The organism is Actinokineospora lacus (assembly GCF_053813445.1).
In genome coordinates, this window is the sequence record NZ_JBQERA010000003.1 from 116,612 (window position 1) to 133,451 (window position 16,840).

General features: G+C 72.8%; 6 protein-coding genes. All 6 read right to left on the bottom strand.

Going from position 1 to position 16,840, the window contains the following annotated elements; translation table 11 throughout:
* Positions 1-179 precede the first annotated feature (179 nt).
* The 6 genes from ACTG9Q_RS08700 to ACTG9Q_RS08725 all read right to left on the bottom strand — a co-directional run bounded on the left by ACTG9Q_RS08700 (position 180) and on the right by ACTG9Q_RS08725 (position 16,840).
* Complete coding sequence (locus ACTG9Q_RS08700) at positions 180-1,376, bottom strand: acyl-CoA dehydrogenase family protein (protein ID WP_455572140.1); 1,197 nt, start codon at positions 1,374-1,376, stop codon at positions 180-182.
* Positions 1,377-1,782: 406 nt separating this feature from the next.
* On the bottom strand, positions 1,783-7,245 hold the full coding sequence (locus tag ACTG9Q_RS08705) for a non-ribosomal peptide synthetase/MFS transporter (RefSeq protein WP_455572141.1): 5,463 nt from the start codon (positions 7,243-7,245) through the stop codon (positions 1,783-1,785).
* Positions 7,242-10,355: a non-ribosomal peptide synthetase gene (locus tag ACTG9Q_RS08710; protein ID WP_455572142.1), complete on the bottom strand. Its 3,114-nt coding sequence runs from the start codon at positions 10,353-10,355 to the stop codon at positions 7,242-7,244. Before ACTG9Q_RS08710 ends, ACTG9Q_RS08705 begins: the two co-directional genes overlap by 4 nt.
* The gene (locus tag ACTG9Q_RS08715) at positions 10,352-10,543 is read right to left on the bottom strand and encodes an MbtH family protein (protein ID WP_455572143.1); all 192 of its coding nucleotides are present in this window, start codon (positions 10,541-10,543) and stop codon (positions 10,352-10,354) included. The genes ACTG9Q_RS08710 and ACTG9Q_RS08715 overlap by 4 nt, the downstream gene beginning before the upstream one ends.
* Positions 10,543-11,487 (bottom strand): TauD/TfdA family dioxygenase, encoded by a 945-nt coding sequence (locus ACTG9Q_RS08720; RefSeq protein ID WP_455572144.1) that lies wholly within the window; start codon positions 11,485-11,487, stop codon positions 10,543-10,545. Before ACTG9Q_RS08720 ends, ACTG9Q_RS08715 begins: the two co-directional genes overlap by 1 nt.
* 13 nt (positions 11,488-11,500) lie before the next feature.
* Entirely contained in the window at positions 11,501-16,840 is a 5,340-nt protein-coding gene (locus ACTG9Q_RS08725) for a type I polyketide synthase (RefSeq protein WP_455572145.1), read from the bottom strand.

Consider the following 16,840-nt stretch of genomic DNA (forward strand, 5'->3'; position numbering starts at 1 on the left):
GGGTGACCGGTGCGAACCCGATACCGCTTACTCGCCGATGGCACCCAGCAATAGGCCGTTCGCGTCATAGGCGCGGATGGCGACACCGGCCTCCGGAGGGATCTGCCAGTCGGTCCCGTGGACGAAGCGGGCCAGGCAGGTGCCCGCCATCAGCCGTGGCGGACCGGGCCCGGTGCCGCCTATCCGCGGGACTTGTACTCGCGCAGCAGTCCCCGGGAGATGATGGTCTTCTGGATCTCGCTGGTGCCCTCGCCGATGAGCAGGAAGGGCGCCTCGCGCATCAGGCGCTCGATCTCGTACTCCTTGGAGTAGCCGTAGCCGCCGTGGATGCGGAAGGAGTCCTGGGTGACCTCGGCGCAGTACTCCGAGGCGATCAGCTTGGCCATGCCCGCCTCGACGTCGTTGCGCTGGCCGGAGTCCTTCAGCCGGGCGGCGTTGACCATCATCAGGTGCGCGGCCTCGACCTTGGTGGCCATCTCGGCGAGCTTGAAGGCCACCGCCTGGTGCTCGGCGATCGCCTTGCCGAAGGTGCGCCGCTGCTGGGCGTACTCCACGGCCAGCTCGAAGGCCCGGATGGCGATGCCGCAGGCGCGGGCGGCCACGTTGACCCGGCCGACCTCGACGCCGTCCATCATGTGCGAGAAGCCCTTGCCGGGCGTCTCGCCGAGGACCTTGTCCGCGCCGACCCGGAAGCCGTCGAAGACCGCCTCGGTGGTGTCGACGCCCTTGTAGCCCATCTTGTCGATCTTGCCGGGGATGGTCAGGCCGGGGGCGACCTCGCCGAAGCCCTCGGGCTTGTCGACCAGGAACGCGGTCAGGTTCTGGTGGGCCTTCTCGGCGCCCTCGTCGGTCTTGACCAGCAGCGCGATCAGGTTGGACGAGCCACCGTTGGTCAGCCACATCTTGGCGCCGTCGATGACGTAGTCCCCGCCGTCGCGCCGGGCCCTGGTCTTGATGGCGGCCACGTCGGAGCCCAGGTCCGGTTCGGACATGGAGAAGGAGCCGCGAATCTCACCGGTGGCCATCTTCGGCAGGTAGTGCGCCTTCTGCGCCTCCGTGCCGTGCTGCTTGAGCATGTGCGCGACGATGAAGTGCGTGTTGATGACCCCGGACACGCTCATCCAGCCGCGGGCGATCTGCTCGACGACCAGGGCGTAGGTCAGCAGGGACTCGCCGAGTCCGCCGTGCTCCTCCGGGATGGTCAGGCCGAACAGGCCCATCTCCCGCATGCCCGCGACGATGTCGGTCGGGTACTCGTCGGCGTGCTCCAGCGCCTGCGCGTGCGGGATGATCTCCTTGTCCACGAAGTCCTTCACCGTGGCGAGGATTTCCTGCTGGACGTCGGTGAGTCCGGCGGTCTGGGCGAGGCGGGCCATGCGTGCTCCCTGCTGAGACGGCAGCCATGAGGTTACTGGCCAGTATCTCCCGGTTAACGCCCGTTCGCGCTACCGAAGTGCGCAGGGCCACTCCTCTTGACCGATGACGTGAAAGAAGGCCGTCCCCGGAGTTGCCTCATCCGGGGACGGCCTCCAAGTTCTGTCAGCCCGCGCGCAATTCCACTTGGTGTCCACAGTCCCTGCAGTCCTCGGCCAGGACGTACACGTCGGCTCCGCAACCGCGGCAGTCGCGGAAGCTGCGGGACATCAGGTCGTCACTACGACGACGGCCGGCGAACAGGGACCGGAGTGTTCGGCCCTCCGAGTCGGCGAGGCGGTGTCTACCCATGGCCGGTATTCAGGCCGATCCGGAGGACCCAAGCAAGCCACTTCCGTGATCTGTGCGTTATCTCACGGCAACCTCTGACTCTTTGTCACGTCCCTGACCTGCTGCGTCATCGTCCGGCGACAAAACGGTCATAGTCACGGGACGGTGACGGGCGAGCCGATTGGCACGTTCCTGGGCGCCGACGAGGTCGTCGGGCAGCGAGTCGGGAACCTCGGTGTCGAAGTCGCGCAGGGTCCGGATGGCCCAGCCGCCCGCGGTGACGACGGCCAGGAGGACGCCGAAGACGACGTAGGCGAATCCGATGCCCCGACCCTCCCCCGTGCCGATCACGGCGCCCACCGTGCCCGCCAGGGGTCCGTTCGGGGCCAGCAGGGGCTCGAACGCCGCGGTGGCCAGCGGGGCCAGCAGCGCGAAGCCGATCGGCAGCGTCGACCACGCCAGGGTCTGGTTGATGGCGAACACCCGGCCATGGAACCGCTGCGGCACCTTGACCTGCACGATCGTGGCGTAGACGCCCTGGGCGAGGGCCATGGACATCGCCATCAGGAACACCCCGACGCCCACCGCGACGACCGACGGGTGCACGCCGATGGCCAGGCAGCCCAGACCGGTGCCCAGGTTGAAGCACAGGACGCCGATCATCCGGCGCTTTCGCGGGCCACCCCACACCGCCATCACCAGCCCTCCGACGAGCGCGCCGACGGCCTCGGCCAGTGCCACGGCGGCGACGTCGCCGATGTCGCCGAAAGCGAGCACCAGCGGGGTCAGCAGCACTAAGGCGGGCGCCAGGAAGACGTTGCCCAGGGCGAAGTAGCCCAGCATCAGGCGGAAGCCGCGGTGGCGCCAGGAGTAGCGCAGTCCGTTGAGGATCGCCGTGGTCAGCGGCTCGCGGGGGCGCCAGCCGAGCAGGTCGGGGAAGCGGATGAACAGCAGCGTCACGATCGCCAGCACGTAGCCGCAGACGTCGATGAGCACGATGCCGCGCAGGCCGATCTGGGCGAGCAGGCCCGCGGCCAGGATCGGCATGAGCAGCAGGGCGAAACCGCTGGAGAGCTGGGCGATGCCCATGGCGTGCCCGAGATAGCGCTTGGGCACCAGCTGCGGCACCGACGACTGGAACGCCAGCCGTTGGAACGACGCCGCCACCTGGCTGAGCGAGACGAGCACGTAGATGTGCCACAGCTCGATCCGTTCGCTCCACAACAGAGCGGCCAGGACGAGCTGCACGGCGCCGGAGACGCAGCTGGAGGCCATCATGACCCGCCGCCGGTCGAGGCGGTCGATCACGCCACCGGCGATGGGCAGCACGATCACCCCGCACAGCAGCGCCAGCGCCCACAGCAGGCCGAGGTCGGTCACCGAGCCGGTGCGGGTGTACAGCCAGATCGGCAGGGCGAACGCGGTCAGGGCCGCGCCGGTGGTGGCCACGAGCTGGCCGAATGCGACCGCGACGAAACGGGACATGCTCGGGGAGACCGCTGACGGCGCGCGGGTGCCCACCCGCTGCCAGTCACGCAGCACCCACGACGCGTCCTCACCGCGGTTGGACAGCTCCGCCGTGTCCTCGGCGGCCAAGGCGGGGTGGGTGCGGGAGACGATCTCGGCCAGTTCCCCGGCGCGGTACTTGAGGAAGAAGTGCCCGGCCTCGTCCAGCACGACCAGCGCGAGGGTGTCGCTGAGGAACTGCCATTCCGCGTAGCGCTCGGCGTGGTAGTCGGTGACCGGGTCCTGGGAGCCGACCACGGAGATCACCGGGGCGCGCAGCTTGTCCGCGCCCCGGTCGAGCAGGTCGGTGAAGTAGTCCTCAGCGGCGCGCGAGTCGGCGCGCATGTTGCTGATGATCCGGTCGGCCTGCTCGGGCTCGATCTCGTCGGTGTCCACGCCCATGGACTTCAGCCAGCTCGCGTAGTGCCGGTTGGAGCGCAGCTTCTCGACCTTCGTGCGCGCCGACGCGAACGGCCCCTTGGGCCGGGCGAACGGGAACATCGCGCCGATGTAGATGGCGTCGATCTCGCGGTCGGCGGCTTCGAGCTTGCGGGCCACCTCCGCGGTGATCGCGCTGCCCACGCCGCAGTGCCCGTAGAGGGCCAGCGGGCCGGACACGCGCTCGCGGATCTCCTCGGCGATGCGGGTGGTCAGCTCGTCGAAGGGCAGGGCGGACTCGTCCAGGCCGACGTCGTGGCCAGGGATGGCCACGCTGTAGAGGGCGTGTCCGTCCGGCAGGGCGTCGGCGAGGGGCTGGTAGACGATCGCGCTGCCGCCTCCGTAGGGCACGCACACGTACGTCAGCGTCTTGGGCTTGCCGGGCTTGGTGAGTTCGTAGAGCAGGCGGCGGGGCCCGCTCTCGGTGCCCGCCATGAACTCGGCCAGCTCGCGGATCGTGCGGTGGGTGAACAGGTCCATCACGCCGACGGGTTGGCCCTCGTTGACCTTGCGGACGCGGGCCACGACCTGGGTGGCCAGCAGCGAGTGGCCGCCGAGGTCGAAGAAGTCGTCATCGATGCCGACCGCGGGCAGGTTCAGCACCTCGGTCCAGATGGCGGCCAGGGCGCGCTCGGTGTCGGTGCGCGGCTCGACCAGCTCGCCGCTGCGGGTGACCTGCGGCGCGGGCAGGGCCTTGCGGTCGAGCTTGCCGTTGGGGGTCAGCGGCAGGGCGTCGAGGTCGACGAGCGCGGCGGGCACCATGTACTCGGGCAGGCGCTTCTTCAGTGCCGCCTTCACTTCTGTGTGCTCCACGGTGCCGACCAGGTATCCGGTGAGGCGCTGGTCGCCCGGGGTGTCCTGGCGGACGATCACCGCGGCGTCGGTGACGCCGGGCAGTTCCCGCAGGGCGGTCTCGATCTCGCCGAGCTCGATGCGCAGGCCGCGCAGCTTCACCTGGTGGTCGAGGCGGCCGAGGAACTCGATGGTGCCGTCGCGGCGCCAGCGGGCCAGGTCGCCGGTGGCGTAGCGGCGGGCGCCGGGGTCGTGCGGGTCGGGGACGAACTTCTCCGCGGTGAGCGCGGGCCTGCGGTGGTAGCCGCGGGCCACGCCGACGCCGCCGATGTGCAGCTCGCCCGCGACGCCGATGGGCGTGTCGACGCCGTGCTCGTCGAGGATGTGCACGCGCAGGTTCGCGATGGGGGCGCCGATGGGGACGCTTGTGAGGCCGTCGAGGGACCGGCAGTGCCAGGCGGTGACGTCGATGGCCGCCTCGGTGGGGCCGTAGAGGTTGTGCAGCTCCGTGCCGGGGAAGCGGGTGGTGAACTCGCGCGCGGTGGCCAGGGGCAGCTCCTCGCCGCTGCAGATGACGCGGCGCAGGCTCGGGCACTGGCTCTGCTCGGCGAGGAAGACGCCGAGCATGGACGGCACGAAGTGCGCGGTGGTGACGCGCTCGGTGTTGATCAGGTCGCGCAGGTACGCGGCGTCCTTGTGGCCGCCGGGCTTGGCCAGCACCAGTCGGGCGCCGGTCTGCAGCGGCCAGAAGAACTCCCACACCGAGACGTCGAAACCGAACGGGGTCTTCTGCAGGACCGAGTCGGTGTCGTCGAGGCGGTACGCGCGCTGCATCCAGTCGAGTCGGTTGACGATGCCGCGGTGGGTGTTCGGCACGCCCTTGGGCTTGCCGGTGGAGCCCGAGGTGTAGATGACGTAGGCGACGTTGTCAGGAGTGCTCAACGGCTCCGGGTCGGTGATGGGGCCGTCGGTGAAGTCCTCCTCCAGCACGAGGGCGTGCGCCGCGGTGTCGCGCAGGTCCGCGCCGACGAGCACGGCGTGGGCGTTCGCGTCCTCGATCATGAAGCGGAGGCGGTCTGCCGGGTACTCGGGGTCGAGCGGCACGTAGGCCGCCCCCGCCTTGAGGACGCCGAGCAGGGCGGCGACCAGCTCCGGGGAGCGGTTGGCGCAGACGGCGACCAGGGATTCCGGGCCGATGCCGCGCTCGCGCAGCCGGTGGGCGACGCGGTTGGCGTTGGCGTTGAGTTCGGAATACGTAAGGGTTTTGCCGTCGAGGGTGACGGCGGGGGCGTCGGGCGTACGGTGGACTTGGGCTTCCACGAGCGCGTGCAGCGTGGTGTCCGGGAAGGGCCTGGCGGTGGCGTTGGCCGCCTCCGGGAGTGCCCTGTCGGCCTCGGCGCGGATGTCCACGTGGGACATCCTGGTGTCGGGGGCGGCGGCGAGGGCGTCGAGCAGCGCGGTCCAGCGGTCGGCGATCAGCTCGACGGTGGCGCGGTCGAACAGGTCGGTGTTGTAGACCAGCTTGCCCCAGAGGCCGCTCTCGACCTCCACGACGTGCAGCTCGAAGTCGAAACGGGTGGCGCGCAGCTCCATCGGCGTCCACTCGAAGGTGACCTCGGCGGTGTTCGCGGCCTCGTACCGGCCCATCTCGTAGTTCTGGAGCACGAACATGCTCTGGAACACCGGGGAGCGGCTGACGTCGCGGGGCACCCCGAGCTCCTGCACGACCCTGGCGAAGGGCACGTCGGCGTGTTCGAAGGCGTCGAGGACGCCACTCCTGGTGCGCCCCAGCAGGTCGGTGAAGGTGGGGTCGCCTGCCAGGTCGGCGCGCATCGGCAGCATGTTGATGAACATGCCGACGACGTCCTCCAGCTCCGGCGCGGACCGCCCCGCCACCGAGGCGCCGACGGCGAAGTCGCGCTGTCCACTGTGGCGGGCGAGCAGGACCTGGTACGCGGCGAGGAGGGTCATGAACAGCGTGCCGCCGTCGTGGGCGGCCAGTGTTCGCAGTTCGTTCGCGGTTTGTTCGGGAACGGTGAATTCGACGAAATCGCCTTGGTATGTCTGGGTTGCCGGGCGAGAATGGTCGGTGGGCAGATCGAGCGGCTCGACCCCGGCGAGCCGCTCACGCCAGTAGGCCAGGTGCGCTTCGGCGGCGGGCGAGGTCAGCTGGTCGCTCTGCCAGTGCGCGAAGTCCCCGTACTGGATGGGGAGTTCGGGCAGCGCGCCCCCGTGGTACGAGGTGACGAGGTCGCGGAGGAGGACGTCGACGGACCAGCCATCACCGACGATGTGGTGCTGGGTGAGCAGAAGGATGTGGTCTTGTTTGGACAGTTGAATGAGCAGGGCGCGCAGGAGCGGCCCCTCGGCGAGGTCGAAGGGCTCCAGCACGGCCTGGTCGACCATGGCCTGGGCGGCGGTCTCGTCCTCGGCGTGGGTCAGGCGCAGCGGCACGTCGACGTGATCGGCGACGACGGCCGTGGGCCTGCCCTCGGCGTCGGCGGGAAACCGGGTGCGCAGTGATTCGTGCCGTGCGGTGAGGGCGTTGAGTGCCGTGCGCAGGGTGTGCTCGTCCAGGGGTCCGCGGACCCTGAGCGGCACAGCGATGTGGTACGCCGCCTCGCCTGGGGCGAGCTGGTCCATGAACCAGACGCGCTCCTGGGCGAAGGACAGCGGCAGTGCCGCATCGTCGGGCCTGCGCGGGATCACCGCTCGCGGTGCCGCGGTGCGCTTGCGCAGCCGCTTGGCCAGCAGGGCGGCGGCCGCCGCGGTGCGGTCGGCTGCTGCCTCCGGGGCTGCGGTCATGCCTGGGACTCCTTGTCCGCTAGCAACGCGGCGACCTCGGCGTCGCTGAGGTTGGCCACTTCGGCGGCGATGGCCTTGTCGATCTCGGCGGCCAGGTCGGCGACGACGGGGTGGGCGAACAGGGCTCGCATGGGGACGTCTACCTCGATCTCGGCGCGGATGCGGGCCATGGCGCGCATACCGCGGAGGGAGTTGCCGCCCAGTTCGAGGAAGTGGTCGAAGGCGCCTACCTTGGCCACGCCCAGGATCTCGGCGTAGACCTCGGCGACCAGTTCCTCGGCGGGGGTGCGCGGGGCGACATAGCCCCGCTCGCGGCGGGTGGGGGCGGGGAGGGCGGCACGGTCCAGCTTGCCGTTGGTGGTGAGCGGGATGGCGTCCACGGTGATCACGTCCGCCGGGACCAGGTGGGCGGGCAGCACCGTGGGCAGCGTCTCGACGGCGGCGCCGGGGTCGCCGACGACGTAGGCCACCAGGCGGGCGTCCTCCGGGGTGTCGTCCTGGTGGGCGACGACCACCGCCGCGCGGACGCCGGGCAGGTCCAGCAGGGCGGCCTCCACCTCGGCGGGCTCGATGCGGATGCCGCGGAGCTTGAGCTGCTGGTCGGCGCGGCCCAGGTACTCCAGGGCGCCGTCGGCGCGCCTGCGGACGAGGTCGCCGGTGCGGTACATGCGCCTGCCGGGTGCGCCGAAGGGGCACGGCAGGAAGCGGTCGGCGGTCAGGGCCGGGCGGTTGAGGTAGCCGCGGGCCAGCTGCGCGCCCGCGAGGTACAGCTCGCCGACGACGCCGTGCGGCACTGGGGTGAGGTCCGCGTCGAGGACGTACGCCTCGGTGTTCCACACCGGCGTGCCGATCGCCACCGGGCCCGGGGACAGCTGCGCGCCGGGCTGGATGACGGCGGCGACGCTGCCGACGGTGACCTCGGTCGGGCCGTACTCGTTGACGACGGTCGCGGTCGGGTTGGCGGTCCGCCACGGGGCCAGTTGCTCGGCGGACAGCGCCTCGCCGCCCAGCACCAGGTCGGTGGCGGGCGAGCGGGCGGGGTCCAGCAGCGGGAGCTGGCCGGGGGTGGCCTTGACGAACGCGGGCGGCGGGCCGTCGGCGGGCTCGTCCAGGCCGGCGAGGTGGATCGTGCCGCCTGCCGTCAGGGTGCCGAGCAGTCCGGTGACGGTGAAGTCGAAGGTCACCGGAGAGTGCAGCAGGACGGTGCCCGTCAGCCCGGGATAGGTCGCGCGCGCCCACGCCAGGTACGCCGCGAGCGCTTGGTGCTCGACGACGACGCCCTTGGGCTGCCCGGTGGAACCCGACGTGTAGAGCACATACGCCGGGTCCCTCGGCGACCCCGCGGAACGGGAAGGTTCCGCCGGGGAGACCGGCGCGCCCGCAGCGGGGGCGGTGGCATCGAGGGTTCGGGTGGTTCGGGTGGTTGGGGGGAGCAGGGGGGCTGTGGCTGGGGTGGTCAGGGTGAGGAGGGGGCGGGCGTCGGCCAGGAGGGTGGCCAGGCGGGCCTGTGGGTGGTCGGTGTCCAGGGGGAGGTAGGCGGCGCCGGATTTGAGGACGGCCAGGATGGCGGTCACCAGGGCCGGGGAGCGCGGCAGGGCGAGGGCGACGATGGTGTCCGGGCCCGCGCCTTCCGCCGTCAGGCGGGCGCACAGGGCGTCGGCCTGGGCGTGCAGGGCCGCGTAGGTGGTGGTTCGTCCCTGGAAGACCAGGGCGGTCGCGTCCGGGGTGCGCTGGGCCTGGGCGGTGAGCTGGGCGGGGACCGACTCGGTGGGGACGGGGTGGGTGGAGCCCTGGCTGGTCGAGAGGACCGCCGCCTGCTCCTCTGTGGACATCAGAGGTAGCGACGCGACCGGGGTTTCGGGGGCTGTCACGGCCGCGGTCAGGAGGAGCAGGTAGCGGGTGACGATGGTCTCGGCGGTGGTCCGGTCGAACAGCGCGGTGCGGTAGAGCAGGCGGCTGGTGCCGGTGGTGATGTCGAAGGCCAGGTCGTCCTTGGTGGTGCCGAGGCGGACCTGGTCGAAGCCGGAGTCGGGGACGAAGTTGAAGGCGACCTGGAACAGCGGCTGCACCGCCGGGTCGTGCCGGGTCACCAGGTCGGACACGATGGCCTGGAACGGGGTGTCGCCGTGGTCCATCGCCTCGGCGAGGGCGGCGCGGACGCGGGTCAGGAGGTCGGCGAAGGTCGGGGCGCCCGCGAGGTCGGCGCGCAGGACCACCGGGTTGACGAACATGCCGACCAGGTCCGCCAGCTCCGGGCGGTCGCGGCCCGCGGTGGAGACGCCGACGACGACGTCGTCGGTGGCGGCCAGGCGCGACAGCAGCGCGGTGTAGGCAGCCAGCAGGACCATGTACGGGGTCGCGCCGTGGGTGCGGGCCACCGAGGTCACCTGGTCGAGCAGGCCCGCGGGCAGGTCGAACCAGACCTCGTCGCCGTCGAAGGTCAGGCGGTCGGGGCGGGGGCGGTCGGTGGGCAGGGCGATGACCGGCGGGGCGCCCGCGAGGGTCTGGCGCCACCAGTCGAGGCGGCGCCGCAGCTCCGGGCCCGCGAGGTGCTCGCGCTGCCAGACGGCGAAGTCCGCGTACTGGATCTCCGGCTCGGGCAGGGCCGCGTCGGCACCGCGCAGGGCGGCGTCGGCGAGGGCGTGGACCTCGGTGTCGAAGACGACGTGCGAGCGGCTGTCGAACACCGCGTGGTGCACCACGACCAGCAGCGTCCACTGCCGCTCGCCCCGGCGGACCAGTTCAGCGCGCCACAGCGGCGGCGCGTCCAGCGGGATCGGCGTGCGGGCCAGGCGCGAGGCCATGCCGTCGATGTGCGGGGCCTGCTCGCCGTAGGGGATGTGGCGCAGGTCGTTCACGGGCGGGTCGACCGGGACGTGCTCGTGCACGACCTGGGTCAGGGTGTCGCTGTCGAGCGCGAAGTGGGTGCGCAGCGACTCGTGCCTGGCCACCAGCGCGGCCAGGACCGCGCGGACCTGGGCCTCGGTGAGGCCGTCGGGCAGCTCGGTCGGGGTGGAGACGTTGTAGACCGGGGAGTCCGGGTCGAGCTGGTTGGCGAACCAGACCCGCTCCTGGGCGTAGGACGCCGGGAAGGCCCACTGCCTGCTCATCGCGCCTCCCCGCGCGCCGAGACGGGGCGCATGTCCGTCCACACGAGATCAATGTGGTCGAGGCATTCCGCGCGGGTGCCCACGAAGCCGGTCGAGCGCCACCCCTCGGGCAGGGGGCGGGTGGTGGGCCACACCGAGTGCTGGCCCTCGCCGTTGACGACGACGTTGAAGACGGCGCTGCTGGTCATCACTGCTCCTGCCCGTGCGGTTCGGCCATCGCCACGGCGATCTTGCGCGGGCCGGTGAAGGGCTCGCGGCCGTGCGCTGCGGTCATGTTGTCCACCACGAGGACGTCGTCGCGGTGGTAGTCGAATCGGGTCGTCGCGGCGCGGTAGGCGCCGCGGACGTGGTCGAGGACGTCGGCCGGGATCTCCGCGCCGTCGCCGTAGAAGGTGTTCGTGGGCAGGTCGTCGGGGGCGAACATGGCCAGCAGGCCCTCGCGCAGGTCCGCGGGCAGCGTGCTGACGTGGAAGAACGCCACGTGGTTGAACCAGCGCGGCACGTCGCTGCCGGGGCGCAGGTGCACCGCGCGCCGGGGCGAGCGCACCCGCAGGCCGTCGGCGCCGCGCCACTCGTGGGTGATCCCGGCGCTGGCGCAGTACGCCTCGACCTCGGCGCGCGAGTCGGTGTTGAAGGTGTGCTGCCAGGCCGCGCCGAAGTCGGGGTGGAAGTTGCGCACGAGCAGCCAGCCTCGGCGCTCGAACTCCGCGCGCACGTCGGGGTCGATGAGCCGGTACACCTCGCGCACGTCGGCCAGCGGGGTCGCGCCCTGGCTGGTCGGCGGCTCGACGCAGTAGAAGAACAGCGTCATCGGCCACGTGGCCTGGTAGGAGTTCTCGTTGTGCAGGAAGATCTCCTCGTCCTGCGGATAGTCCGTCGAGGTGTAGACGCGGCCCTTGATGGTGCTGCGCGGCGACGAGCGCTCGGTGTAGAGCAGCGGCTCGCCGGACAGGGCCCGCACGACGGCGTCGAAGCCGTCGACGCCGCCCACGTCGAAGCCGCGGAAGAGCAGCGCCCCCCGCTCGGCCAGCGACGCGCGCAGCTCGGCGCGCCGGTCGGTGATCAGGTCGGTGATGGCGCGGCCGTCGGGCTCGACCACGAGCGGCAGGGCCGCGGTGTCCAGGTTGGTCATCGTCATGGTCCTTTCAGGCGCGCGGAAGCCTGCGGATGGTCTGGGCGGGAGCCGGGTCCGGCTCGGGTTCGGCCTCGGCGCGCAGCTCCTCGATGCGCTCGGCGAGACCGGCGACGGTGGGGATCTCGAACAGGCTGCGCATCGGCAGCCGCACCCCGGTCGCGGTGCGCAGGGCGGCGATGAGCTGCACGGCGACGAGGGAGTTGCCGCCGAGGGCGAAGAAATCGTCGTGCACGCCGACCTCGGCCACGCCGAGGCTGTCCTTCCAGGCGCGCACGATGACCGCCTCCAGCTCACTGCGCGGCCCGGCGGCGGCGTCACCCGAGCCGGAGGCCACGGCGAGCGGCTCGGCGTCGGTGACGGGCCGGTGTGCCCGCGCCGCGATCTCGGCGACGGACAGCGGCGTGATCACCAGCTGCGGGCCGACCCCGGCGGCCAGGGCGCGCCGGAAGGCGTCCACGCCGTCGAGGGGGGCGATGTCGCCCGCGGCCGTGTCACGCTTGCGGGCGGGGCCGGTCTGCCCACCGCTGTCGGGACCGGCGGCCAGACCGCCGGTCACCGCGGTCTGGTCGACCCGGCGCAGCAGGAACTCCGTGACCGCGACGAGTTCACGGCCATCGTCGTCCACAAGGGACAAGTCCGCCACGACGACCTCGTCACTCGCCGACGGGCGGTACCGCAGGTGGCTGTGGAAGCGCCCCGGCAGCCGGTCGCGCACGACGACCCGGCCGTAGGACATCGGCAGGTACGTGCCCTCGCCGCGGCCCGCGCCGAAGGCGGTGGCGACGTCGAGCAGCGCCGGGTGCAGCACCCAGTCGTCGCCTTCCGCCGCCGACGGGGCGACGATGGTGGCCAGTTCCTCGTCCGCGGCGGCGCGGTGCCCGCTCAGGGCCGCCCACCGGGGGCCGAAGGCCAGCATGCTCGTGCGGCCGGTGCCGAAGCCCGTGGTGGCGTCCAGCGGGGACGTGCGGGCCTCGACCGCGCCGACATCGACGACATTGGCGTCTTCGGAGGTCCACCCCGCGGTCCCGGCGACGTGCGTGGTGACGACGCCGCCGCGCCTGCCCTGCACGCGGAACTCCGCCGCCGGGCCGGTGACGGTCAGCGTGACCTCGTAGCGCGCCGCCTCGCCGTCCGGGACCGCGAACGGCTCCAGGAACGCCACGTCACGCAGCTCGACGTGACCGCTGCCGGGCACGGCGGCGGCGAACGCGGCGCGGACGCACTCCAGGTGGGCGGTCCCGGGGACGACGGCCACGCCGCCGATGCGGTGCTCGTCGAGCAGCCAGTGCGACGACGGCGTCACGATGCCGTGGCACAGCGCCTGGTCCCCGCGCACCGACAGCGACGTCAGCACCGGGTGGTCCACACTGGACTCGACGGCGGCGCCGGACTGGGCGAACGCGGCGGTCTCCACCGCCATGCCCAGCTCCGCCCAGCCGCCCCAGTTCTGCGACAGCACCGGCGCGCGCCAGCCCCGGCCCGCGCGGGCGTGCGCGTCGAGGAAGGCGTTGGCCGCGCAGTAGTCGACCTGGCCGAACCCGCCGACGACCGAGGTCACCGACGAGCACAGCACGACGAAGTCCAGCTCGTCGCCGCCGAACGCCGACGCCAGCGCCAGCGTGCCGGTGAGCTTGGGGGCCAGCACCGCCTCGGCGGCGGCGCGGTCCTTCACCTCGGCCACGCCACCGCCCGCCAGACCGGCGGCGTGCACGATCCCGTCGACACCGCCGAAGGCGTCCACCGCGAGGGCGCGGACCCGGCGCATGTCGTCCACATCGGTCACGTCGGCGGCGACGACGAGCACCTCGGCGCCCGCGGCCTCCATCCGGCGGATCGCGGCGATGGCCCGGCCGACGCGGGCGGTGGAGCCCTCGCCGTGCACGGCGAGGTGGGTGTCCCACTCGCCGCGCGGCGGCAGGCCGGAGCGGGCCACCAGCACCAGCTTCGCTTTGGCGCGCACCGCGAAGTCCTCGGCCAGGGTGATGCCGATACCGCCGAGCCCGCCGGTGATGACGTAGCGCCCGCCGTCGCGGACCCCGTCCTCAGCGGCCTCGGGCAGGCGCAGGTCGTCATAGCCCAGCACCCAGCGGCGCCCGCCGCGCAGGGTCACCTCGCGGTCGGTCACCGGCCTGCGCAGCTCGTCGACGATGCCCGCGTCGGCATCGGCATCGATGAGGCGCGCGTCCAGCTCGGGCAGCTCGGCGGGCAGCACCCTGGCCAGGCCGAGCAGCGTGGCGTGCTCGGGCCGGGTGAGGTCGTCGCCGCGGACGTCGCCGATGCCGGCGCACACGATGTCGAGGCGGCACTCGGTGCCCGCGAGGGCCTGCACCAGGTTCAGCGCGCTGTGGAAGCCGCGCTCCTGCGCCTGCCACACCGCCGCCGGGTCCTCGCCCGCGGGGTCCCCGTCGAGGGCGAAGGCGTGCACGACGTGTCCGGGCAGGTCGGCGCCCAGGGCTCCGACCAGCGCGGTGTAGTCGGCGCGCTCGCCCGGGCGCAGGGTCCAGCCGTCGTCGGTACGGGCGAACTCCGCGCCCTCCCGCACCCGCACGGCGTCCACCGACGCGGCGAGGGCGTCCGCGCGCGGCCCGGAGCCCAGCAGCAGGACCCGCCCCAGCGACCCGGTCGCGGGGGGTGCCACGGACTGGCGCCACGCGGGGACGGCGAACCAGTCGGCCGGCCCGCGCGGGCCGGTCGGCGCGGCGGCGACGGCCTGCCCGGCGTCGGGCTCCACCCAGTGGCGCTCGCGCTCGTAGGGGTACACCGGCAGCGGCACCCGCCCGGCGCCCACCGCCGAGGGCAGCGACACGGGCACGCCGAGGGTCCACAGGGTGGCGGCGGCGGTGGCGAAGACGTCCGGCTCGCCCGGTCCGGGCAGGCTGGTCAGCGGCGCGAGGGCGCGCTGGGCGTCTCCCGCCCGCGCCACCTGCATCCGGGCCAGCCCGGCCAGCTGCCTGCCGGGGCCGCACTCCAGCAGCGCCCACGGGCCGTCGGCCCCCAGCAGCGTCGCCACGCCCGCGCCGAAGCGCACCGGTTGGCGCAGGTGCGCCGCCCAGTAGGCCGGGTCGGTGGCCTGCGCCTCGGTCAGCCAGTCACCGGTCACATTGGACAGCACGGGAAGCTGGGGCGCGGCAAGGGGAACCGACGCCATGAGGGCGGTGAACTCGGCCAGGATCGGGTCCATCATCGCCGAGTGGAACGCGTGCGAGGTCCGCAGCGCCTTGGCCTTGACGCCCCGCTCGGCCAGCGCCGCCGCGTACTCCGCGACCGCGGCGCCCTCCCCCGCCACCACACAGGTCCCCGGACCGTTGACGGTCGCCACGGACACGCCGTCGGGCAGCTCGACGTCGGACTCGTCCAGCTGCACCGCCAGCATCGACCCGGCGGGCAGCGACTGCATGAGCCTGCCGCGCGCCGCGACCACGCGCAGCGCGTCGGGCAGGGTGAACACGCCCGCGACGGTGGCCGCGGCGTACTCGCCGATGGAGTGCCCCAGCATCGCCGCGGGCCGCACCCCGGCACTGGCCCAGAGCTCGGCGAGCGCGTACTCCACGGTGAACAGCGCGGGCTGGGTGTACCGGGTCTGCCCGATCAGCTCGCCCGCCTCGGGAACGCGGTCGAGCAGCAGGTCGCGCAGGTCGAGCCCGAGGTCGGCGGCCAGCAGCTCGGCGCAGCGGTCCACCGCCTCGGCGAAGACCGGCTCGCGGTCGTGGAGCGCCAGCGCCATGCCCGCGTACTGCGATCCCTGGCCGGAGAACAGGAACGCGACCCGCGCGTCCCCCGCGACCCCGGAGATCTTGCGGCGCTTGGCCTTCAGCGCGGCAGCGGCGTCGGCGGCGTCATCGGCGACCACGGCCACGCGGTGCGCGTAGGCCACCCGACCCTCCCGCAGCGTCATCGCCACGTCCGCCAGCGGCGTCGAGGTGGCCGACAGGTGGTCGGCGAGCCGGGTGACGGCGGTGTCCAGCGCCGAGGCGGAGCGGGCCGAGAGCTGGATCACCTGCGGCCCAGCCGGGGCGACAGCGGGGCGCGGCGCGGGCGGCTGCTCCAGCAGCACGTGCGCGTTGGTGCCGCCGATGCCGAAGGAGCTCACGCCCGCCCGCCGCGGCACGCCGCCGGTCTCCCAGCGGGTCAGGGCGTCGGCCACCCAGAACGGGGTGGCGGCGAAGTCGATGGCCGGGTTGGGCCGCTCGTAGTTGACCGTCGGCGGGATCAGGCCGTGCTCCATCGCCAGCACGACCTTGATCAGGCTGATGATGCCCGCGGCCTGGGACAGGTGCCCGATGTTGGACTTGACCGACCCGATGCCGCACCAGCCGCGCTCGGCGATCCCCTGGCCGTACACCGAGGCCAGCGCGGCGACCTCGATCGGGTCGCCGACCGCGGTGCCGGTGCCGTGCGCCTCGACGTAGGTGACCGAGCGCGGGTCGACCCCGGCCATGCCGACCGCCTGCGCGATCGCCTCGGCCTGCCCGTCCTGGCTGGGCGCGGTGAACCCGACCTTGCCCGCGCCGTCGTTGTTGATGGCGTTGCCGAGCACGACCGCGCGGATGGTGTCGCCGTCGGCGACGGCGTCGGAGAGCCGCTTGATCAGGGCGACGCCGACGCCGCTGCCCCACACGGTGCCGTTGGCGCCCGCGTCGAAGGGGCGGCAGTGCGCGTCCGGGGAGGTGAAGCCGTCCATGCCCAGGTAGCCGACGCCGTGCGGCAGCTCGATGTTCACCCCGCCCGCCAGCGCCATGTCGCACTCGTGGTTGCGCAGCGCCTCGCACGCCAGGTGGAAGGCGACCAGCGAGGTCGAGCACGCGGTGTGCACGGTCAGGCTGGGCCCGCGCAGGTCGAGCTTGTACGCGGGCAGCGTGGCGACGTAGTTCGGCGAGTTGCCGGTGGCCAGCGACACCTGGTTGTACGGGTTCGCGCCGATCGACGCGTTGCGCAGGACGTTCTCCCACAGGTACTCGTTGCCGCCGGTGCCCGCGTAGACGCCGATCGGGCCGTCGTAGCGGGCCGGGTCGTAGCCCGCGTCCTGCAGCGCGGTGTGGCAGGACTCCAGGAACAGCCGGTGCTGCGGGCTGGCGACCTGCGCCTCCCTGGCGGACATGCCGAACAGGCCCGCGTCGAACTCGTCGAACCCGGTCACCACCGGCGCGGCCGGGACCCAGCTCACGTCGTCCACATCGGAGGCTTTCGCGCCGCGGGCCAGCTGCTCCTCGCGGGTGAACCGGGTGACCGACTCGACGCCGTCGACGAGGTTGCGCCAGAACTGCGCGGCGTCCGACGCGCCGGGAACGCGGGCGGCGATGCCGACGATGGCGATCGGTTCGGCGCCGGGTGAGTCTTCGGGGAACGTCAT